At 64.3% G+C, this 20,908-nt stretch carries 18 protein-coding genes; 10 read left to right on the top strand and 8 right to left on the bottom strand.

Annotated features, from left to right (window positions below):
* The first annotated feature begins 53 nt into the window (after window positions 1-53).
* The gene (locus LQD11_RS08520) at window positions 54-716 is read left to right on the top strand and encodes an alpha/beta hydrolase (RefSeq protein WP_238617162.1); all 663 of its coding nucleotides are present in this window, start codon (window positions 54-56) and stop codon (window positions 714-716) included.
* A 6-nt stretch (window positions 717-722) separates the two neighbouring features.
* On the opposite strand, the gene LQD11_RS08515 is transcribed toward LQD11_RS08520, so the two are convergent.
* From LQD11_RS08515 to argH, 5 genes are all read right to left on the bottom strand, one after another.
* Window positions 723-3,458, bottom strand: a complete 2,736-nt coding sequence (locus LQD11_RS08515; RefSeq protein WP_238617248.1) for an ATP-binding protein — start codon at window positions 3,456-3,458, stop codon at window positions 723-725.
* A 2-nt stretch (window positions 3,459-3,460) separates the two neighbouring features.
* The gene (locus LQD11_RS08510) at window positions 3,461-3,760 is read right to left on the bottom strand and encodes a hypothetical protein (protein ID WP_238617161.1); all 300 of its coding nucleotides are present in this window, start codon (window positions 3,758-3,760) and stop codon (window positions 3,461-3,463) included.
* Window positions 3,761-3,764: 4 nt separating this feature from the next.
* Window positions 3,765-5,906 carry an exonuclease domain-containing protein gene (locus tag LQD11_RS08505; RefSeq protein WP_238617160.1) on the bottom strand — a complete coding sequence of 714 codons (2,142 nt, stop codon included), beginning with the start codon at window positions 5,904-5,906 and terminating at the stop codon, window positions 3,765-3,767.
* 11 nt (window positions 5,907-5,917) lie between these two features.
* Entirely contained in the window at window positions 5,918-6,298 is a 381-nt protein-coding gene (locus LQD11_RS08500; RefSeq protein WP_008932081.1) for a response regulator transcription factor, read from the bottom strand.
* 177 nt (window positions 6,299-6,475) lie between these two features.
* Complete coding sequence (gene argH, locus LQD11_RS08495) at window positions 6,476-7,873, bottom strand: argininosuccinate lyase (RefSeq protein ID WP_238617159.1); 1,398 nt, start codon at window positions 7,871-7,873, stop codon at window positions 6,476-6,478.
* Window positions 7,874-8,104: 231 nt separating this feature from the next.
* Here argH and LQD11_RS08490 point away from each other — a divergent pair, with 231 nt between their 5' ends.
* The 9 genes from LQD11_RS08490 to LQD11_RS08450 all read left to right on the top strand — a co-directional run bounded on the left by LQD11_RS08490 (window position 8,105) and on the right by LQD11_RS08450 (window position 17,273).
* A complete protein-coding gene (locus LQD11_RS08490; RefSeq protein WP_238617158.1) occupies window positions 8,105-9,094 on the top strand; it encodes a sensor histidine kinase in 990 nt (329 codons plus the stop codon).
* Window positions 9,091-9,828: a LytR/AlgR family response regulator transcription factor gene (locus LQD11_RS08485; protein ID WP_238617157.1), complete on the top strand. Its 738-nt coding sequence runs from the start codon at window positions 9,091-9,093 to the stop codon at window positions 9,826-9,828. The genes LQD11_RS08490 and LQD11_RS08485 overlap by 4 nt, the downstream gene beginning before the upstream one ends.
* A 186-nt stretch (window positions 9,829-10,014) precedes the next feature.
* Window positions 10,015-10,983, top strand: a complete 969-nt coding sequence (gene hemC, locus LQD11_RS08480) for a hydroxymethylbilane synthase (protein ID WP_238617156.1) — start codon at window positions 10,015-10,017, stop codon at window positions 10,981-10,983.
* The gene (locus LQD11_RS08475) at window positions 10,980-11,810 is read left to right on the top strand and encodes a uroporphyrinogen-III synthase (protein WP_238617155.1); all 831 of its coding nucleotides are present in this window, start codon (window positions 10,980-10,982) and stop codon (window positions 11,808-11,810) included. Before hemC ends, LQD11_RS08475 begins: the two co-directional genes overlap by 4 nt.
* Before the next feature lie 379 nt (window positions 11,811-12,189).
* Window positions 12,190-13,428: a uroporphyrinogen-III C-methyltransferase gene (locus LQD11_RS15510; RefSeq protein WP_238617154.1), complete on the top strand. Its 1,239-nt coding sequence runs from the start codon at window positions 12,190-12,192 to the stop codon at window positions 13,426-13,428.
* A 3-nt stretch (window positions 13,429-13,431) separates the two neighbouring features.
* On the top strand, window positions 13,432-14,724 hold the full coding sequence (locus LQD11_RS08465; protein WP_238617153.1) for a heme biosynthesis protein HemY: 1,293 nt from the start codon (window positions 13,432-13,434) through the stop codon (window positions 14,722-14,724).
* A gap of 197 nt (window positions 14,725-14,921) precedes the next feature.
* Complete coding sequence (locus tag LQD11_RS08460) at window positions 14,922-15,860, top strand: SDR family oxidoreductase (protein ID WP_008932089.1); 939 nt, start codon at window positions 14,922-14,924, stop codon at window positions 15,858-15,860.
* A gap of 73 nt (window positions 15,861-15,933) precedes the next feature.
* The gene (locus LQD11_RS08455; RefSeq protein WP_238617152.1) at window positions 15,934-16,494 is read left to right on the top strand and encodes a gamma carbonic anhydrase family protein; all 561 of its coding nucleotides are present in this window, start codon (window positions 15,934-15,936) and stop codon (window positions 16,492-16,494) included.
* A gap of 14 nt (window positions 16,495-16,508) precedes the next feature.
* Window positions 16,509-17,273 (top strand): sirohydrochlorin cobaltochelatase, encoded by a 765-nt coding sequence (locus tag LQD11_RS08450; RefSeq protein WP_238617151.1) that lies wholly within the window; start codon window positions 16,509-16,511, stop codon window positions 17,271-17,273.
* 57 nt (window positions 17,274-17,330) lie between these two features.
* Here the strand turns inward: LQD11_RS08450 and LQD11_RS08445 are convergent, their stop codons facing one another.
* The 3 genes from LQD11_RS08445 to LQD11_RS08435 form a co-directional block, all read right to left on the bottom strand.
* Window positions 17,331-17,735, bottom strand: coding sequence for a DUF4168 domain-containing protein (locus tag LQD11_RS08445; RefSeq protein WP_238617150.1), 405 nt, complete (start codon window positions 17,733-17,735; stop codon window positions 17,331-17,333).
* 241 nt (window positions 17,736-17,976) lie between these two features.
* Window positions 17,977-19,407 carry a sigma-54-dependent transcriptional regulator gene (locus LQD11_RS08440; RefSeq protein WP_238617149.1) on the bottom strand — a complete coding sequence of 477 codons (1,431 nt, stop codon included), beginning with the start codon at window positions 19,405-19,407 and terminating at the stop codon, window positions 17,977-17,979.
* On the bottom strand, window positions 19,397-20,860 hold the full coding sequence (locus tag LQD11_RS08435) for a sensor histidine kinase (RefSeq protein ID WP_238617148.1): 1,464 nt from the start codon (window positions 20,858-20,860) through the stop codon (window positions 19,397-19,399). The genes LQD11_RS08440 and LQD11_RS08435 overlap by 11 nt, the downstream gene beginning before the upstream one ends.
* Window positions 20,861-20,908 lie beyond the last annotated feature (48 nt).

The raw sequence follows: 20,908 nt of genomic DNA, 5'->3' as shown, positions 1-20,908 counted from the left end.
GGCACCTGCCGGGCCCGTAGTGCGGGCAAGACAAAGTGGCTATGCTATGGGTCATGAAAAACACATCCCTTGATACCGTCGTCATCGATACCGGTGCCTCGCCCCGTTCCTGCGTCATCTGGCTGCATGGCCTGGGGGCCGACGGCCACGACTTCGAACCCATCGTGCCGGAGCTTGCCCTGCCGCCGGATGCGCCGGTGCGCTTCCTCTTCCCCCATGCCCCGGTGCGGCGGGTGACCATCAACAATCACATGCCCATGCGGGCCTGGTATGACTTTCTCAGCCTGGATCCGGGCCGGGGCGAGGATCATGCCCAGGTGGCCGAAGCGGTCTCCCTGATCCAGGCCATGGTGGAGTCGGCCCGCAAGGACCACGACCGGGTACTGCTGGGTGGCTTTTCCCAGGGCGGCGCCGTGGCCCTGCTGGCGGGACTGTCGGAAGGCCCGGCGGTGGACGGCATCTTTGCCCTGTCCACCTACATGCCCGATGCGGATCAGGCCGGGGTGGGTCTGTCCCGGCGCGCCCGGGGGATGCCCGTGTTCATGGGCCATGGCAGCCTTGACCCGGTGATCCCGGTGGATTTCGGTCGCCATACCTCCAAACTGCTCGGCAGCCTCGGAGCCGTGGTGCAATGGCATGAATACCCCATGCCCCACAGTGTCTGCGCCGACGAGATCCGGGATCTGAGCGGCTGGTTCGGCACGCTGCTGGCATAAGCCGCCTCAGTCATCGTTCGCCTCGGGGGACCGGGGCACCGGCAGGGTAAAAATGAAACGGCTGCCCTGATCGGGCTCGGTCTCCACCCAGATCCGCCCCCCCAGTCGCTGCACGATGTTCTTGCAGATGGCCAGACCCAGGCCGGTGCCCTCCGGCTTGTCGGTGAGGGCATCGCCCACCTGACGGAACTTCTCGAACAGGGTGGGCAGGGCCTCCGCCGGGATCCCCGGGCCATTGTCCTCCACCTCCACCCGCACCCCCCCGTCCCGGGCCGGGCGCAGGCGCAGCACCACCCGTCCGGTTTGCGGTGGCGTGAATTTCACCGCATTGGAGAGCAGGTTGATGACCACCTGCATCAGCCGGTCCCGATCCGTGGGCAGCCAGACCGGCTGTTCCGGCAGTTCCAGGGCCAGGTCCACCCCCTTGTCCCGGAACAGCTGGCCCGTGGTGGTGGCGGCTTCGGTCAGGATCTCCACCAGATCCAGCCGGCGGATGTACCAGCGCATGGCTCCGGACTCCAGCTTGGCCAGGTCCAGCACCTGGTTGATCAGCCGGGTCAGACGCTCGCTTTCGCTGATGATGATGCCCAGAAACTCCTGGCGCTTTGCCGTCTCCAGATCCGGATGATCATGCAGGATCTCGGTGAAGGAGCGGATGGAGGTCAGCGGGGTACGCAGTTCGTGGGTGACGGTGGAGATGAAGTCATCCTTCATGCGGTCCAGCTGCTGCAACTGGGCATTGGCGGCCCGCAGTTCGGCGGTGGCCGCCTCCAGCTCCCGGGACTTGGCCTCCAGTTGCTGGCTGTAGGTGATCACCTGGCTGGCCTCGTCGAGGATTTCCATCACTTCCTCCAGGCTGACCACGTCCCCCTTGGCCACATTGGAAACCATGACCCGGGCCGAGGCGGTGCCGATGGAACCGGCCAACAGGCGCTCGCACATGAGGATCAGCTCGCCGTCCGCCTCGCGCATGCGGCGAAAGTCCAGTCCACGGGCACGGGCATACTGATGAAAAGCCCGTACTGCCCGCTCCTCCCCGACGAACCGCTTGAGCAGGTCCAGCAGATCGCGCACGGTGGCGGTACCGCGCCAGAATCGGGAGCTGCCGTAGCGATCGGCGGAGAGCCGGAACACATCCACGAACAGGTTGGCCTGGATACGTTCCATGGTGCTCTGACGGGTGAGCAGGGAGACGGTCACATAAGCCCCCACGTTCACCAGCATGGACCAGATCAGGGAATGGGTGATCGGGTCCAGCCCCTCCAGCCCGAACAGGGCATAGGGCTTGAACAGGGCGATCCCCATCAGCCCCTGTTCGACAAAACCCATGGACAGCCAGCCCGACTGGGCAAAGGCCGGCAGCAACAGGGTATAGAGCCAGACGGCAAATCCCGCCGCCAGACCTGCCAACGCCCCCTTCTGGGTGGCACCCTTCCAGAAGATTCCGCCGATGAGGGCCGGTGCGAACTGGGCCACGGCGCAGAAGGACACCAGCCCCATCCCCACCAGGGCCACCATGTCTCCGGTGATCCTGACATAGCCGTAGCCCAGCAGGATGCCCCAGCGCCGCAGGTGCAGCAGCAGGCGGGTGAGGTCCTTGCGCTGCTGCAACCGCAGCCAGCGGATGCGCAGCAATACCGGCATCACCAGATCGTTGCAGAGCATGGTGGCCAAGGCCACGGTTTCGACGATGATCATGGCCGTGGCGGCGGACAGCCCGCCCAGAAAGACCATCAGCGCCAGCCACTGCAGGTCCTGGGACAGGGGCAGGGCCAGAACGAAACTGTCCGGGTGGATCTCCCCATGGCCGAACATCAGCACCCCGGCAAAGGCGATGGGCAGCACGAACAGGTTGATCAGGAACAGATACAGGGGGAACAGCCAGGCGGCCTTGCTCACGTGACGCTCGTCCACGTTCTCCACCACCGCCACCTGGAACTGCCGCGGCAGGACCAGGATCACTACCATGGACAGGAGGATCAGGGCCACCCAATTACCGTAGTCCGCCAGTTCCCCGACCCGGAACAGCTCGGCCAGATCCGGGTGCCGGGCCGCCTGGTCGAACAGGTCCGCCGGCCCCCCGAAGATCACGAAGGTGATCATGAGGCCGGCGGCCAGGAAGGCCACCAGCTTGACGATGGACTCGAACGCGATGGCCGCCACCATGCCCTGGTGATGTTCGGCGGTATCGATGTGACGGGTACCGAAGAGGATGGCGAACAGGGCCAGGATCAGCGCCACATAGAAGGCGGTATCCATGTAGAACGGCACACTGTGCATCAGATCCTGGGCCGTCACCTCGGGATACATGACCATCACGGTGAAGGTGTCGGAAACCGCCTTGAGTTGCAAGGCGATGTAGGGAATCAGCCCCACCAGGGCGATGACGGTGACCAGCCCACCCAACAGGGGGCTCTTGCCGTAGCGGGAGGCCACGAAATCCGCGATGGACGTGATGCGATTGACCTTGGAGATACGCACCATCTTGCGCAGCACGATCCACCAGACCGCCGCCATGAGGGTGGGCCCCAGATAGATGGGCAGATAGTGGATGCCCCCCTGGGCCGCCAGGCCCACGCTGCCGTAGAAGGTCCATGAGGTGCAGTACACCGCGATGGACAGGGCGTAGACATAGGGGTTGTTGATGACGCTGCGGCCCTGGTCCGCCCGGCGGTCCCCCCAGTAGGCAATGCCGAACAGGATCAGCAGATAGCCCAGGGAGACGCCGATGACCAGGCCCATGTTCACCGGTGCTCCTCCTCCCGTCCCGTGACCGGGTCATCCGGCCCGTCCCCGCCGGGGTTGCGGACCACGATCAGCAACACCACCAGGATCACGGTCAGCCAGGCCAGGTAGAGATACAGGAACAGTAACGGGATACCCAGCAAGGTGGCGGGCACATCGAACACCGCCAGCAAGGGGGGAAAGAACAGGGCCAGCCCCAGCAGGAAAGCTGCCACGTATCGCTCCCGGGCGCCGCTGGGCGGGGCCATCCGCAGGCCCCGGTCACCCTGGGTATCCTCCGGTGGGAGCGACGGCTTCATGGCGTCACGCCCCCACGGCCGACCCGTTCCCGCCCTGATGGGTCAGGGTATGTTCACGCTGACGCAACTGGGCCGCCATGTTGGAAGAGCGCATGACCTCGCCGAAGGTCTTGAATCCCTGTGCCTGCAGACGCTCGATCAGACGCACCAGCAGCTCCGCGGTGGCGACGGCATCCCCCAGGGCGGTATGACGCCCCGAGATCTGGATGCCGTAGCGCTCCAGCAGGGCATCCAGGGAGTGATCTTCCTCCTCGTCCTCCACCATCACCGACAGCAGCAGGGTATCCAGCACTGGATTGGGGAAGCTGATCCCGCACTGGGTTTCCTTCATGCTGATGAACTTCATGTCGAAGGCCGCATTGTGGGCCACCATCACCGCATCGCCCACGAAGGCCTTGAACAGGGGCAGTACTTCGGTGACGGGCGGCTTGTCCCGCACCTGGTCATCGGTGATGCCGTGGAAGCGGATGGATGCGGCCGGAATGGAAAAGCCTGGGTTGATCAGGCGCTCGAAGGTCTCGCCGGTGAGCACCCGACCCTTGACCACGCGCACGCCGGCGATGGAAATGATCTCATCGCCTCCCACCGGGTCCAGACCGGTCATCTCGCAGTCGAAGACCACGAAGGTCAGATCCTCCAGCAGGACATCGGCCAGCTCCGGGGTGCCTTCGTGCTCGCGCATGATGCCGAAATCGTAGAATTCGGGCCGTGGCGGCAGGCGCTCGCCCTCGGGCAGGAACTGAGGCCGCTTGGGCACGATCAGGGGCAGTCGCAGCAGGGCCTCGCCGGGCAGCCCCGCCTGCTGGCTCCACAATTCGATGCCGTGACGGTCCAGTACGTCGCGCACGGTACGGTGGCCCAGCTCCTCGCCGCAGGAGATGTCCAGCCACTGGTCCAGCTGCTTGGCCGGCACCACCTGTCCTTTCCAGGAAAGATCCAGATAGATGCGTCGATCCCCGAGCAGGGTTTCCACATGGAAGGTATCGGCACCGGAAAAGGCGTGCAATTCCCGCAGCAGGCACTCCAGCACCCGCACCAGGGAAAGACTGTCACCCTGCACCCACAGGGGCTGGCCCACGGGCACCAGGCGCAGATTCGGCAGATCCTCCAGACGTCGGGCCACGCAGCTGATCAGGTCGGAACTGAAGATGTCGGACATGGGCCAGCGGCCCAGGGCATGGCCCCGGAAGATGGCGGCCAGCTCTTCCAGGCGCCGGCTGAGTTGCTCGCTTTCGGTGCGCATCACATGCTCGAACCGGCGCCGGACCTCGGTGGCCATCTCCGGATGGGCATCGACGGTCTCGGCCGCCGCCCGCAGGTTGCCCACGGCACCACGCAGCTCCATGGTCAGGGCACGGCGGATGGCATCCACGTGGGTCAGGGTCTCCACGTCGGCGGAGATGTCCACCAGGGTGATCAGATAGGCGCTGGTCTCCCCCCGCGGATCCAGGATCAGGGCCATGCGCCCCTGCAGGATGCGGGTGGACTCGGCATTGGTGCAGACGAAGGATTCGGACAGCTCCGCCTGGGACTCGCCCCGGGTGCAGCGACGCCATTCCAGGCGGTCCAGGGTATGCATCACCGGTGCCTTCGAAATCACATCGAACAGGGGCCGTCCCAGGCCGACTCGCTCAGGTTCGTTGAGAATGGTGACGGCGGACTGGTTGTAGAGCAGCATCTGGTGATTGCGGTTGCACACCAGTACCCCTTCCGTGAGGCCCTGAAGAATGACCTCCAGCCAGGTCTTCTGCTCATTGATCTGTGCCGTGGCGGAGGCCATGGCGCTGCGGATCTCGCGGCGGGAGGCACGCAGGGCCACCGCCATGGCGCCCACGCTGTCCGGCAGGCTGCCCATGGCATGACGGGCAGGCAGGCTGATCTCGGCATCGGCGGAACGGGATTCCAGCAGGGCGCGGACATCCCGGCTCAGCACCCGCGCCGGACGGAACACCAGACGTCGCAGGGCAAACCAGGTCAGGTAGACAGGGAAGGCAAAGGCCAGCGCCGCCAGCAGCGGCACACCGAACAGTTGGGTCGGCAACTCACCCCGACTCAGGGCATCGAAATTGGCCACCACCACCATGCCCAGGTAGGCAAAGAAGACCTGGGACCAGAGGAGCAAAGCAACCAGTGTGCGCTTGTCCACGGAAAGGCGGCCTAGCTTTCGGCGTCCGGCATGTAGGCACGCACCCGCTCCACCACCTCACGGGTGGAAAAGGGCTTGGTGATGTAGTCGTCCGCCCCCATGGCCAGGCCCTTTTCCTTCTCGATCTGCCGCCCCTTGGCGGTGAGCATCAGGATACGGACATCCTTCCACGCCGGATTGGCGCGGATGGTCTGGCAGACATCATAACCGTCCCGCTTGGGCAGCATGACGTCCAGCAGGATCACATGGGGGGGGGCCTGGCGCACGGCTTCCAGCGCGCTTTCGCCGTCACGGGCGACGCGCACGTCGAAACCGGCTTCCTTCATCAGGAATTCCAATGAGAGGACGATATTGGGTTCATCGTCCACCACCAGTACGGATTGGGGCGCCATCTCATCCTCCTAATTATCCTTCTTGAAACCGGCACGGACGGCCTGCTTCAATACCTTTTTAACCTATGGCTATAAGCTCAAAATAGCACAGGCAACCGATAGCGTCATGACGCAAGCGCGTCATGCCCCCTTGACGGGGGCATGACGAAAACCGGACAGGGAATATCGCCGGGGAGATCAGGCCTCGGTCAGACGCTCCCGGGCCGCGGCGATACGCAGCCGGACCTGACGGGGGGCGGTACCACCATGCAGATCCCGGGCCGCCAGGGAACCCTCCAGAGTCAGCACATCGTGCACATCGGCCTCGATGATATCGGAAAAGCCCTTGAGCTCATCCACGGACATGTCGGCCAGATCGCGGCCGGTCTCAACACCCAGGCGCACGGCCCGGCCCACCACCTCATGGGCGTCACGGAACGGCATGCCCTTGCGGACCAGATAATCGGCAAGATCGGTGGCGGTGGCAAACCCGCGGCGAGTGGCGGCGCGCATGACATCGGCCCGCACCTGGATATGAGGCACCATGTCGGCAAAGGCCCGCAGGCTGCCGGCCAGGGTGTCGATGGTGTCGAACAGGGGTTCCTTGTCCTCCTGATTGTCCTTGTTGTAGGCCAGCGGCTGGGCCTTCATCAGGGTCAGCAGGGCGATGAGGTTGCCGTTCACCCTGCCGCTCTTGCCCCGCACCAATTCAGGTACGTCGGGATTCTTCTTCTGCGGCATGATGGAAGAGCCGGTGCAGAACCGGTCCGGCAGATCGACGAAGCCGAACTGGGCGCTGGCCCAGAGGATCAGCTCCTCGGAGAAGCGGGACAGGTGGGTCATGATCAGGGCGCCGGCGGCACAGAACTCGATGGCGAAATCCCGATCGCTGACCGCATCCAGGGAGTTGTCCGTCACCCGGTCGAAACCCAGCAGTTCGGCGGTGTAGTGGCGATCCAGGGGGTAGGGGGTGCCGGCCAGGGCGGCGGAACCCAGGGGCAGGACATTGACCCGGCGGCGGCAATCCACCAGGCGGTCATGATCCCGCTCCAGCATCTCGAACCAGGCCATCATGTGATGGCCGAAGGTCACCGGCTGGGCGGTCTGCAAATGGGTGAAGCCGGGCATGACCGTCTCGGCCTCGCGCTCCGCCAGATCCAGCAACCCACGCTGCAGACGCCGGATTTCCGTCAGCAGATGATCAATGGCCTCGCGCAGGTAGAGGCGGATGTCCGTGGCCACCTGGTCATTGCGGGAACGGCCCGTGTGCAGCTTCTTGCCCACGTCACCGATACGCTCGATGAGCCGGGCCTCCACATTCATGTGGACGTCCTCCAGGCTCACGGACCATTCGAACTCCCCACGCTCCACCTGAGCCAGGATGTCCTCCAGGCCGGCGACGATGCGCCCGCATTCATCCTCCGTCAGCACCCCGACCCTGGCCAGCATGCGGGCATGGGCGCAGGATCCCTGGATGTCATGCCGGTAGAGGCGGCGATCGAACTCCACCGAGGCCGTGAACGCCTCCACGAAGCTGTCGGTGGGCTCCGAGAAACGGCCGCCCCAAAGTTTGTCTTGTGATGCCTTGGCGTTCATAGAAGGTGCAGATCTCCGGATAACTGGCAAGGAGTATACCATTGAGATACTGTAGGGGATGCAATGGCCCTCGCGCGGTGGACCCGGGGCCAGGGAACCCTTTTTCATCCAATCCCCCATGCACGGCAGCAGACCGCGATCATCATGAGGCCCAGGCATTCATCAACCCCTGCAGGGGAGGAGTCGGGAACCGCATCCGGATTCCTGCCCAATTTCTGCGAAAGCCGGACCGTGTTCGTGGTCGTGCTCATGGGACAGCTGCTGGCCTTTCTGCTGACCCTCTCATCCGGTAGTAGCCGACATGGATTCTGGGTCAATCTGGCACTGATTTCCCTGTTCGTGCAGTGGGTCGCCCTGGGAACGGTACTGGTCCTGTGCGCAACCCGTACCCTGCTGGAACGCCTCAGTGCGTTGCAAGCCGCGGCAGCGGCCTGGCTGACCACCCTGAGCATCACCCTGGTGCTGTCCCTGCTGTCCCTATGGATCGGTCGCCACCTGGACTGGAACCTGCTCAACTCGGGCCTTGCCGCCAGTGAATTCCTGACCCGTACCCTGGCCATCAGCGCCATCGTCAGCGCCGTGGCGCTGCGCTACCTCTACGTACAGAAGCAGTGGAAAACCAACGTCGAAGCCGAGGCCCGCTCCCGGGTACAGGCTCTGCAGGCACGGATTCGCCCTCATTTCCTGTTCAACAGCATGAACACCATCGCCAGCCTCACCCGGACACGCCCCGAAGTGGCCGAAGCCACTGTGATGGACCTGGCCGACCTGTTCCGGGCCACCTTGTCCAGCAAGGACATGGTCAGCCTCCAGGATGAAGTGAAGCTCTCTCAGAACTACCTGCGCATCGAGGCCCTGCGCCTGGGAGACCGCCTCCAGGTGGACTGGCATGTGGCACCCTCGGTGGCCATGGACTATCCCGTTCCCAGTCTGAGTCTGCAACCCCTGCTGGAAAATGCCATTTACCACGGCATCGAGCCGCTGACCGAAGGCGGCTGCGTGCGCGTGGACATCCGGCAACAGGGAGAACGGCTGGACATCACCATCGAAAATCCCATGCCTTCGGAACAGGAGCGGCGCCGGCGACCCGGGAACCGGTTTGCCCAGGAAAGCATTCGCCAACGCCTGGACCTGGCCTACCAGGGCAAGGCGCGCATGGAGACTCTCCAGGCCCGGGACCATTATCGAGTGGATCTCTCGTTGCCAAGGAGATTGCCGTGAAGATCATGATCGTGGATGACGAGCTGCCGGCACGGGAACGGCTGCATTCACTGCTGGAAGACATGGATGAATATCAGGTGGTTGCCGCCGCATCCAACGGCGTGCAGGCGGTGCGACTGGCCCAGGAACTGGAACCGGACATCATCCTCATGGACATCCGCATGCCGGGCATGGATGGCCTGGAGGCCGCGCGGCATATCGCCGGCATGGACACCCCCCCGGCGGTGATCTTCGTCACCGCCTATGAGGAACATGCCTTTGAGGCCTTTGAAACCCACGCCGTGGGCTATCTGCTCAAGCCGGTACGCCGGGAGCGCCTGCAGGAGGCCCTGGAGCAGGCCGGCCGGCCCAACCGGGCCCAGCTCGGCGCGCTCCACGAACCCGCCACCCAGTCCGGCGCGGCCCGCAGTCATATCTGCGCCCGCGTGCGGGGCAACCTGGAATTGATTCCCGTGGACTCGGTGCACTATTTTCAGGCGGACCAGAAATACGTCACCGTCCGCCATGACGGCGGCGAGGTGCTGATCGAAGAACCCCTCAAGGCCCTGGAAGAGGAGTTTGCCGGCAGCTTTCTGCGCATCCACCGTAATGCCCTGGTTGCCAAGGCCCGCTTCTGCGGCATGGAGAAGAACAGTCAGGGCGGCTTCGAGGTGGTTCTCAAGGGGTCACGGGAACGACTGGAGGTCAGTCGTCGTCACGTGGCCGAAGTACGCCGTTTTCTGAAGTCGCTGTAACGGTGCGGGGTCCGCCGGGACCTGGTTTCGACGTGCACGACTGCAAAGAATAGCGGCTCGGGTCAATGAAAGTTGACACAGGCACCTCTGCCGTGTGTGTTGAAAGGCAGACATAATGTATGGTTGCGTTGTACGATACCGCGAACCATTTGAACGGCCACATTTTCACGAGCTTTAAACCCGAAGATGCCAAAAACCGAACTCAAGATCGCCACCCGGAAAAGCCCTCTCGCCCTCTGGCAGGCCGAGGAAGTGGCTGCCCGGGTCACGAAACTGTTTCCCGAGGTCAAGGTGACCCTTGTGAAGCTGTCCACCCAGGGCGACCGCATCCTGGATACCCCGCTGGCGAAGGTGGGCGGCAAGGGGCTCTTCGTCAAGGAACTCGAGACCGCCATGCTGCAGGGCGAGGCGGACATCGCCGTGCATTCCATGAAGGATGTTCCCATGGAACTGCCCGAGGGCCTGGAGCTGCCCGTGATCATGGACCGGGAAGACCCCTGCGACGCCTTCGTCTCCAACAAGTACAAGTCGCTGGAAGAACTGCCCGAAGGTGCCCGCGTCGGCACCTCCAGTCTCCGGCGCCAATGCCAGATCCGCGCCCGCTTCCCCAGTTTCAAGGTGCTGGACCTGCGCGGCAACGTGAACTCCCGCCTGGCCAAGCTGGATGCCGGTGACTATGACGCGATCATCCTCGCCGCCGCCGGCCTCAAGCGTCTGGGCTTCGAGGACCGCATTACCGCCATCCTCACCCCGGAAGAGAGCCTGCCGGCCATCGGCCAGGGCGCCATCGGCATCGAATGCCGCAGCAATGATCCCGAGGTCATGGAACTGATCGCCCCACTGAACGACCCGGACACCCACCTGCGGGTGATCACGGAACGGGCCTTCAACCGCCGCCTCAACGGCGGCTGTCAGGTACCCATCGGCGGCTATGCCGTGCTGGGGGATGACGGCCTGATCCACATGCGGGGTCTGGTGGGTGAGCCGGACGGTTCCATGGTCTATAGTGGCGCCCTCAATGGCCCCCATGATCAGGCCGAGGCCCTGGGCATTGCGTTGGCGGAACAGTTGCTGCGCGAGGGCGCCGACAGGATCCTGAACGACCTGGGGCTGGCACCCGAGGCACCGCCGCCGACCCAAGACGACCGGTCATGACATTCACGGCGTCCGCGGACATGGCCCCTGCGGCACCGGACATGCCCCTGCGGGGCGTCACCGTCATGGTGACCCGGCCCGCCCACCAGGCGGAACCGTTCTGTCGCATGGTGGAAGCCGCCGGAGGGCGGGCACTGCGCTTTCCGGTGCTCGCCATTCTGGACCCCGGTGACGCGGGCGCACTGAATGCCCTGATCGATCGACTGGACGAATTCCATGTGGCGGTGTTTGTCAGCCCGAACGCCGTCGCCCGGACCATGAACCTGATCCATGCGCGGCGAACCCTGCCCGAAGGCTTGAAGCTGGCCACGGTAGGGATCAAGTCGGCCAAGGCGCTGGAACGCTTTGGGCACCGGGTGCATATCTGCCCGCCCAGTCGGTTTGACAGCGAAGCCCTGCTGGAAGAACCGGAACTGCAGGATGTCCAGGGCAAGAATGTCGTGATCTTTCGCGGCGACGGGGGCCGTGAATTGCTAGGTGCTACACTCACTGCTCGGGGCGCGAGGGTGACCTTTGCCGAGACCTACCGACGGGGCATGCCGGATGCGGATACCGGTCAGCTCCTGCGTCAGTGGTCCCGGGGAGACATCCACGTGATTACGATTACCAGCGCCGAGGGGCTGCGCAACCTGTACGAGATGGTCGGTCAGGCAGGGCGGCTCTGGCTTCGCAACACCCCCCTGGTGGTGGGCTGCGAACGCATGCTGGACACGGCCCGGGAGATGGGCTTCACGGAATCCCCAGTGGTGGCCGACGATCCCAGCGATGAATCCATGCTGGTGGCCGTGCAGAAATGGGCTGAAAAGAGGAAGCAAACTCATGAGTAGATCTAGATCCAAAGACAGGGCCAGAGGCAAGAACAAGCCACAGGCAACCGGTGCCGGTGCACCGGACGAGTTGAAGGAAACATCTTCCAGCAGGGGGCGGCCACTGACCGGTACCGTTGTGAGCGCTGCCTCCGGCAACGACAATGCTGCATTCAACGCCGACGCCAAGGATCGCGATCCGATCGAAGGCAGCGTCCGCAGCGTATCCACTTCTGAGCAACCGGCGGGAGCGGCCGGCGCCTCCGGGTCTAACCAGCCCGATTCAGGCAAGCCCGAATCTCCCGCACCCGAGACAGCCGCGGCCGGGGGCAGTACGTCCGATGCACCCAAGGCCGGGGCCGACCAATCCCAAACCCCAAAGCCCGAGGCATCAAAACCCGTGGACAACAAACCAGAAACTCCGAAGACCGACTCGCCAAAAGCCGGGTCTGAAAAATCCGAGCCGGTAAAGACCACCGGTGCCGCCAAGACCGAACCGCCGAAGACCGGTGCTTCCGCGCCCGCCGCCGCCAAGCCGGCGACCGGCCCTGGTTCCACTGGTGGTGGCCGCGTCCCGCCCACCCCGCCGGCTTCCGGTGGCAACGGCGGCGGCCGCAGCAGCAAGATGCCGCTGATCGTCGGTGGCGTGGCCCTGGTGCTGGCCCTGGGTATCGGCATGAACGCCGCGTCCAACGCCAACAAGGCCCAGGACATGGTCAATGCCACCAATGACCGCCTGAGCACCGCCCTGCGCGAACTCAATCAGCTGCAGGAACGCACCCAGGCCCTGCCCGACACCATCAGCCGCCTGGAACGGGAAGTGCGTGATGAGCTGGCCCAGGCCCTGGAAAAGGCCCGCAACGATGTGGCCGGTATCGAGCAGCGCCAGGCCCGCCGCCTGGAAACCCTGGAGGAAGGTCTGACCGCCCTGCAGGACGACTCCGCGCGTCCCCATCGTGAATGGCAGGTGGCCGAAGTGCGTTACCTGATGCGCATCGCCGATCACCGCCTGAGCCTGATGGATGATGCACAGGGTGCCCTGGCCGCGCTGAATGCCGCTGACGAAATGCTCAAGGCCATCGGCGATCCGCGTTTCGGTGAAGTGCGCGACGCCATCGCCCTCGAGAAGCAGGCCCTGGAAAACTATGACGGTACCCAGGTGAGCCAGCTGGTCGCCGAGCTGGAGCAGATCACCGCCGAGCTCAAGCCCATGCCGTTGAAGATGCCCGAGGCCGAAAACGGCGCCGCCCGCCTGCTGATGGTCAACGGCGAGCCCGCCGAAGACGCCGCCTGGTGGGAGCGTGCCTACTTCCAGGTCATGAACGAACTGAACCAGCACGTCACCGTGCGCCGTCACGCTCAGCCCGTTCGCTCCATGCCGGATGCCGACGCTGAACTGTTCATGCGTCAGGTACTGGCCCTGCGCATCGAGTCCGCCCGTCTGGCCGCCCTGCGTCTGGATGCCGAGGACTACCGCGCCAACCTGAAGGGTGCCCAGGAACTGCTGGTGGAGTACTTCGCCTCCGAGCCGGTCGCACCCTTGCTGAAGCGTCTGCAGGACCTGGAACAGCGGGAACTGCGCGCCGAACGGCCCGATATCAGTGGCTCTCTTGAGAAGCTCAGCGGGCTGGAGGGGTAATCAATGAAATCTCTGATCGTCATTTTTCTGGTTCTGATCGTATCCGCCGTGGCCACCCTCATGTTCATGGAGGAGCCGGGTTATGTCCTGTTCGCCTACGCTGACATGAGCGTGCAGACCACCATGGCCTTCTTCATCATCGCCCTGGTGGTCATCCTGGCCGTGGTTTATGGCCTGATCCGCTTCCTGGTGGGCGTGTTCGGCCTGCCCGGTCGCATGAGCGAAAAGCGGCAGCAGAAGAAGGCCGTGGCCTGTCAGCGCGGTCTGGCCCTGGGCCTGGCCGAGATGACCGAAGGTCGCTACGCCAAGGCTGAAAAGCTGCTGGTACAGTCCGCCAAACGCGGTGACTCCCCCATGCTGAACTATCTGTCCGCCGCCCGCGCGGCCCAGATGCAAGGGGCTTACGACCGTCGTGACGAGTACCTGCGTCAGGCTTCCCAGTCCGGCAGCAACACCGAAGTGGCCGTGGGTCTGACCCAGGCCGAACTGCAGATCGCCCACGGCGAGCACGCTCAGGCCATCAGCACCCTGCGTCACCTGAACGATGTGGCCCCCGGCAATCCGCAGCTGCTGCGCCTGAAGGCCCGTCTGTATCAGGAAGTGAACGACAGCGAGTCCCTGATGGCGCTGATGCCCGATCTGCGCAAGGCTCGCGCCTTCGACAACCCGACCCTGGACAAGCTGGAAGCCGATGCCTTCGGCGCTCAGACCCAGGAAATCGCCGCCGCCAACGAGCTGGGCAAGCTGGAAGGCATCTGGGTGAACCTGCCCAAGGTCTCCCGCAACAACCCCGGCATGGTCGCCGCCTATGCCCAGGCCCTGTCGGATATGAATGAAGCCGACCGCGCCGAGGCCGTCCTGCGTGCCGCCATCAAGCAGCACTGGGACGAGAACCTGGTTCGCCTGTACGGCAAGCTGGCAGTGAACGACGTCAGCCGCGCCATCGGTTATGCCGAAGGCTGGCTGCGTGACCACCGTCGTGATGCCGTGCTGCTGCTCACCCTGGGTCGTCTGTGCAAGCAGGCCAAGGTGTGGGGCAAGGCCCGGGGCTACCTGGAGTCCAGCATCAGCGCCAAGGCCAGCCCGGAAGCCTATCGGGAACTGGGCGAACTGCTGGATCAGGTGGGTGAAGAAAAGCTGGCTCAGGACGCCTATCGCAAAGGCCTGCAGCTGGCCGTGGACGGCGCCGAAGCGGATGCCGCTCCGGTGGCGGTCGCCCAGCCCGCCAAGAAGGGCAAGAAGGCCGCCAAGGGTGGTACCGCCGCCCTGCCGAGCCTGAGCTCCGGCACCGCCTGAGACATCAGGCATCCCCGGTAACCCGCCCCTGAAGAAGAGGCGGGCTCCGGTTCAGGCAGTCTCAAAGGGCCGCCGGGATCTTCCCGGCGGCCCTTTTCTTTTGCCGGCATGTCCGTCGACAGGCCTACAAACATGGATTTCCGGGATCGATTGCTATTTACTAGTCAATAGCCCCATCTGCCGACAGGAACGAACTGATGAAACCAGTACTGATCATGGGCTGCGGGTACGTGGGCGAGCGGGTTGCCCACCGGCTCAACCACTCAGGTCGCCGGGTCACCGCGGTGGTGAGAAACCCGGATCGCGCGGAGTATCTCCGATCACAGGGGATCGAGGCTCTGCTGGCGGATCTGGATACCGGCGAGGGTCTTGAGGCGCTGCCACTGGCGGGCGCACTGGTTCTACACAGCGTCCCACCGCCCAATGAAGGCACCGAGGACCCCCGCACGGGCACTTTCGTGGAGCTGTGCCGACGCCTGCCGCCGGACAACATCGTCTACATCAGCACCACCGGTGTCTACGGCGACCAGGCGGGCGGGCAGGTGGACGAACTGACCGAGCCCACCCCTCAGACGGATCGGGGCCAACGGCGTCTGGATGCAGAGCGGCGGCTAACGGCACTGATGCAGGAAACCGGGATTTCGGTGGTGATCCTGCGCGCGCCCGGCATCTACGGCCCCGGTCGCCTGCCGATCGACCGCATCCTCAAAGGTGAACCGGTCATCTGTCCGGAAGAGGCCAGCCCGGGCAACCGCATCCATGCGGATGATCTGGCCACCCTGTGCGTGGCCGCGCTGGATCATGGCGCAGCCGGCAAGGTCTATAACGTGGGTGACGGCGACCACCGCTCCATGACGGATTTCGTCCATGCCACTGCCGATGCCGCCGGCCTGGAACGCCCACCCTGTGTGACTTTCGCCGAAGCCGAGCAACTGATCCCTCCGGGCATGATGTCCTACCTGCGGGAATCCCGGGTCGTCCTGTGCGGCCGCGCGCCGGTGGAATTGGGCGTGGATCTGCTGTATCCACGCATGGAAGCGGGCATCAAGGCATCCCTGGAAGCCGAACAGACGGCGGAGGCCGCCGGCACGGCGGTACATCCGTATCGCATGAGCCGCAAGTCGCTGGGACACTAACCACGCATTGCCTCGACTTCCGGATGATGGCAGCATCCGGGACCTTCGAATCCAGACAACAAGAGAAATTGCCGTGATCAGGAAAAACCCCAGCGGACATCTCCCCAGGGTGGCCGAATCCGCCTTTGTCGATCCCACCGCCATCATCTGCGGCAAGGTGGTCATCGGCGAAAATGTCTTCATCGGACCCTATGCGGTGATCCGTGCCGATGAACTCAATGCCGAAGGCGACATGGAGCCCATCATCATCGGTGACAACTCCAACATCCAGGACGGGGTGGTGATCCATTCAAAATCCGGTGCCGCCGTCACCATCGGCGAAAACTCCTCCATTGCCCATCGTTCCATCATCCACGGCCCCTGTCACATTGCCAACCGGGTCTTCATCGGCTTCAACACCGTGCTGTTCAACTGCAAGGTGGGGGAGGGCTCAGTGATCCGGCACAACTCGGTGGTGGAAGACTGCGAAGTCCCACCGTCCTTCTACATCCCTTCCACCAGTAACATCCACTCCGAGACCGATCTGGCCCAGATCCAACCGGTGACGCCGGACGCCTCCAGCTTCTCCGAAGATGTGGCCCAGACCAATGTCCGACTGGTTCAGGGCTACAAGCAGATTCAGAACGAGTTGTGAGCCACCCAATGCCCGTGTCCCCGCCTGCAAGTGTCGTACTGCTGATTTCCAGGGGAGGGACCGGGGTCGAGGCCTCTCTCGGAGGGATCGAGTCGGCCATCCTGCAACAGGCGGGCGACCATCCCCCGCAGCTGCTCCGTTTCTCTCTCCCGGCGGGGCAGGGGGTTGATGCTCGGGAGGCCCTGGCCCGGGTCCTGTCGGACCTGGCCATGGAGGGTCACGCATCCATCGGGGTGACGGGGCTTTTCGTTGTCCCCGGCCATGAATATCACGTCATGCGACGCACCCTCCGGGCCGCCTGCGAGGCGGTCCCCGGGATCCAGGTTCGGGTCAGTCCTGCACTGCTGTCCACTTGTGCCTCGCTGGAAGTGGTGGTCAAGGCCCTGCTGGAAGGATTGCCTACCGAAAGGATGCCCGGGGAAGCCGTCATTTTCGTGGGGCATGGACACCGCGCGGGACGTTGCGACCTGCATTACCAGGCGCTGGCCCACGGACTGAACCAGGTGGACCCCGATGTGCATCTGGCCTGCCTGGGCGGTGGTCTGTCCTTTACCGGTCTGAAGTCCCGGCTACTCTCACAAGGGTATCGACGGGCCTTTCTGCTGCCACTCATGATGTCCACCGCCAGCCACGCACGCCGCGACATGGCGGGTCCGGACCCGAACAGCTGGCAATCCCGGCTGGAGGCCGTGGGCATGACCTGCACCCCCGTCTTCAAGGGATTGGGGGAATACTCCGGAATCGCTGCCTGGATCGCCGGACAGGCCCTGAAAAACTGAAAACCCCTCTTCCCGAGGGAAGAGGGGGCCAAGGAAAGGATAGGGACCCAGGAAGGCTTACATCCGTTCAGCCGCCATCTCCTGGACCTGCTGCAACATGGCCGGATCGCTCTGCAGGCTCATGGCCACCTGGTTGTACTCTTCCACGCTCATGCCTTCATCCTGCACGGCGGTGATCATTTCTTCCTGGGCTTCCTGCTGCAGGGCCTGGGCCTCGGCTTCGTCACTCACGTCTTCGAGCTTGCGGGCAAAATCATCCCGGATATGCTGCACTGCCACAAAGGCATCCACGAAACGGTCCAGGGTATGCGGATCCACCGTGGCACCCTGCTGTTCCATGCCCGCCGGCGGCTGGGCGCCGAAATTGCCTTCCTGCTGCTGGGCCATGGCATGGGAACCGGCGCCGATAAGCAGGGCGGTGGTCAGTGCGATGGGCAGGCTGTGAAGGAAAGTGCGCTTCATGGGGCGTCTCCTTTTGGTTCGTTGAATGTCACGGTGACTTTTGCAGACATCGTGCCAACCATGGAGACATGCACCATGAAGATCATAACCATTTGATTTAATTTGATTAAAAATCGGATAGCCGGTGAGGCCCATGGCTTGTCCAGGTGAGTCATGATGACACATGGGCCAGTCTGCTACGTGCGCCAGGGACACAACGCCATTCGACTGTTCGCCGGCCGGTGACCATGAGACGTTGGCATCAGTGATCCTGGTCGTCGGATATCTCCTTGCCCATGGGTGCCTCTTCCGTTTCGCCCAGACGTCGATACAGGGTCCGGCGACCGATGCCGAGCACCCGGGCCGCCTGGCGCTTGTTGCCGTCCAGTCGCCGCAGCACCCAATGGATATACCGGGATTCCACCTCCGCCAGGGTCGGCATGGGTTCATCATCGGACCACACCGCCGACAACACGCCGGCCTTGCCGGCATCCTCCCGGGCCGGATCCAGGCGCTCCGGCAGATCACGCACCTCGATGGTGTCACCGCGGCAGAAGGTCACCGCCCGCTCCATCAGGTTGGTCAGCTCCCGCACATTGCCGGGGAAACCATGAAGCCGCAGACGACGCATGGCCTCGGGCGAGATACCCCGGATATCACGGTCCATGGCGGTGCTGAAGCGGGCCAGCAGACGCGCCGCCAGACGGTCGATATCCTCCCCCCGCTCCCGCAGGGGAGGGACCTGCAGGCGAAAGGTTTCCAGGCGGTAAAACAGGTCCTCACGAAATTGCCGCGCCCGGATCATGGGTTCCAGATCCCGGTGAGTAGCGGCCACCACCCGCACATCGGCATCGATTTCCTGATTGCCGCCCACGGGACGTACCCGACCATCCTGCAGCACTCGCAGCAACTTGGCCTGCATGGCCAGGGGCATCTCGCCGATCTCGTCCAGCAGCAGGGTGCCGCCATGGGCCTCGGCAAACAACCCCCGTCGGGCTTCCCTGGCACCACTGAAGGCACCCGCCGCATGACCGAACAGCTCGCTCTCCATCAGTTCGCCGGGAATGCCGGCGCAGTTGATGGCCACAAAGGCGCCCCCGGACCGGTCGCTTTCCGCGTGGATGGCCCGGGCCACCAGCTCCTTGCCGGTCCCGGATTCCCCCGTGACCAGCACCGGCCCGGAGGCCCGGGCAATCCGGCGCACCTGCTCATAGAGGGCCTGCATGGGCGGACTGCTGCCGATCAGGCCGTGAAAATCATCGGCCCGCAGCAAGGCCTGATAGCGCTGCACTTCCGCCTGCAGGTGGCGGTTGCGCAAGGCCCGGCGCACCCGGATGACCAGATGATCCAGGTCCACCGGCTTGGTGAGAAAATCATCGGCGCCCAGCTTGAGGGCTTCCACGGCCTGGGGGATCGTGCCGAAGGCGGTCAGCATGATGAAGGCCGGAGGCAAGGGCAGGCGCCGGCAGTAGGCAAGCAGGGCGAGGCCATCCTCACCGGGCAGGCGCAGGTCACTGAGCACCAGATCCACGGGACGGGTTGACAGGATCCCTTGCGCCGAGGTCACATCCTCCACCCCTCGGGTCGCCAGCCCGGCATCTTCCAGTTCATCCAGCACCAGTTCCCGATGGGCCGGATCATCTTCCACCACCAGCACCAGACCGGGCGGGGACTTGGGGACATCATGCCGCATCGATACGCTCCAGCGGCAGACGGATCACCAGCCTGGCGCCCCCCAGGGGGCTGTCCTCCACCTGAATCTCTCCCTGGTGTTCCGTCACCGCGCCATGGGCAACGGACAGTCCAAGGCCGGTACCACTACCTACCGACTTGGTGGTGAAAAAGGGTTCAAACAGTCGACTGCGATGGGCCGGATCGATGCCCTGACCGTCATCATCCACTCGCAATTCCAACCAGCCACCGACGATGCCCCAGGACACCTGAACCTGTCCCATTGCGGCATGCAGGGCGTTTCTCAGCAGATTGGTGAGGGCCTGCTCCAGACGGGGGCGGTCCATGGGCAGGGTAGGGCCGACACCCGGAGTGACCACTCGAAGGCTCACATCCGTGCCCCGGGCTTCCTCGGCCACCTGAATCAGGGCAGACTTGACCAGACGCCCTACCGGCTCCGGACGGGTGCAACTGGGATTGCGGCGTCCGAAATCCAGCAACTGTCGCACGATCCGGTCCATCCGCTGCACCTCGCGACGAATCTTCATCAGCGCCTTGCCGGTGCCGCCGTCCGCCGGAGCATGACGCAGGGCACGCTGGGCCTGGCCATTGATCACCCCCAGCGGGGTCCCCAGTTCATGGGCCACGCCGGCCGCCAACCGACCGATGGCCGCCAGCTTTTCCGATTGCCGCAAACGTTCCTCCAGGGCAGCCTGTCGCCGGCGCTGACGCTCCAGTTCCGTCTCCGAGCGCTGGATACCTTCCAGCATCCGGTTCATGGCCTGCGCCAGCATTCGCAGCTCATGGGGACCGGCGGGCCTTACCCGGGCAAGGCGGTCGCCCTGACCGACCCGGGCCATGACCGTCACCAGACGATCCACATGCCTGCCCACGGCCCGCTGATGACCCCAGAACACGACGGCCGGCAGCAGCAGGCTCAGGGCCGCCAGGGCGAGCAGGGCACGGGAGCGGACCTGGGCCAGGTCATCGCGAAAGTCACTGCCGTGGCGCGTCACCTGCAACAAACCGTTGATGCGTCCGCCGGCATCGGTCAGGGGCATGAAAAAGGAATACACCTCGTCTCCGCCGCGGTCGTCATAGGCCCCGTGGGTACCCGTCACCGTCGCCAGACGCGCATCCCGTCGCCGTTCCATGGAAGGACTGCGGGGGCCGCTAGCGGCAATCAGTTCACCGGAATCATCATAGACATAGGCGCCGTACACCTGGTCGATGCGAAAGGCCGAATCCAGGGCCTGCTGGATTTGGCCCCGGCGGTCACGGGCCAGGGCGTCGCTCAGGGGAAGCTGGATCGCCCGCGCCACCAGTTCGATATCCTGCTGCATGCGCATTTCCACCTGGGATTCCAGGCTGCGCAGGCCGGACCAGCCGGCCAGCATGACCACCAGCAACAGGGGGAACAGGACAAAACCGAGCAGGGCGGTGCGCAGACTGTAGGGGGAGGCGGGAAACACCATGGGGCCACCCTAAAAACCAGGACTCAGGGTGAGTCACTCTAACACACC

The organism is Ectothiorhodospira shaposhnikovii, from assembly GCF_022227765.1.
Taxonomy (GTDB): domain Bacteria; phylum Pseudomonadota; class Gammaproteobacteria; order Ectothiorhodospirales; family Ectothiorhodospiraceae; genus Ectothiorhodospira.
Note: the sequence above shows the minus strand (reverse complement) of the source record. Positions and strands in the feature narration are given on the sequence as shown.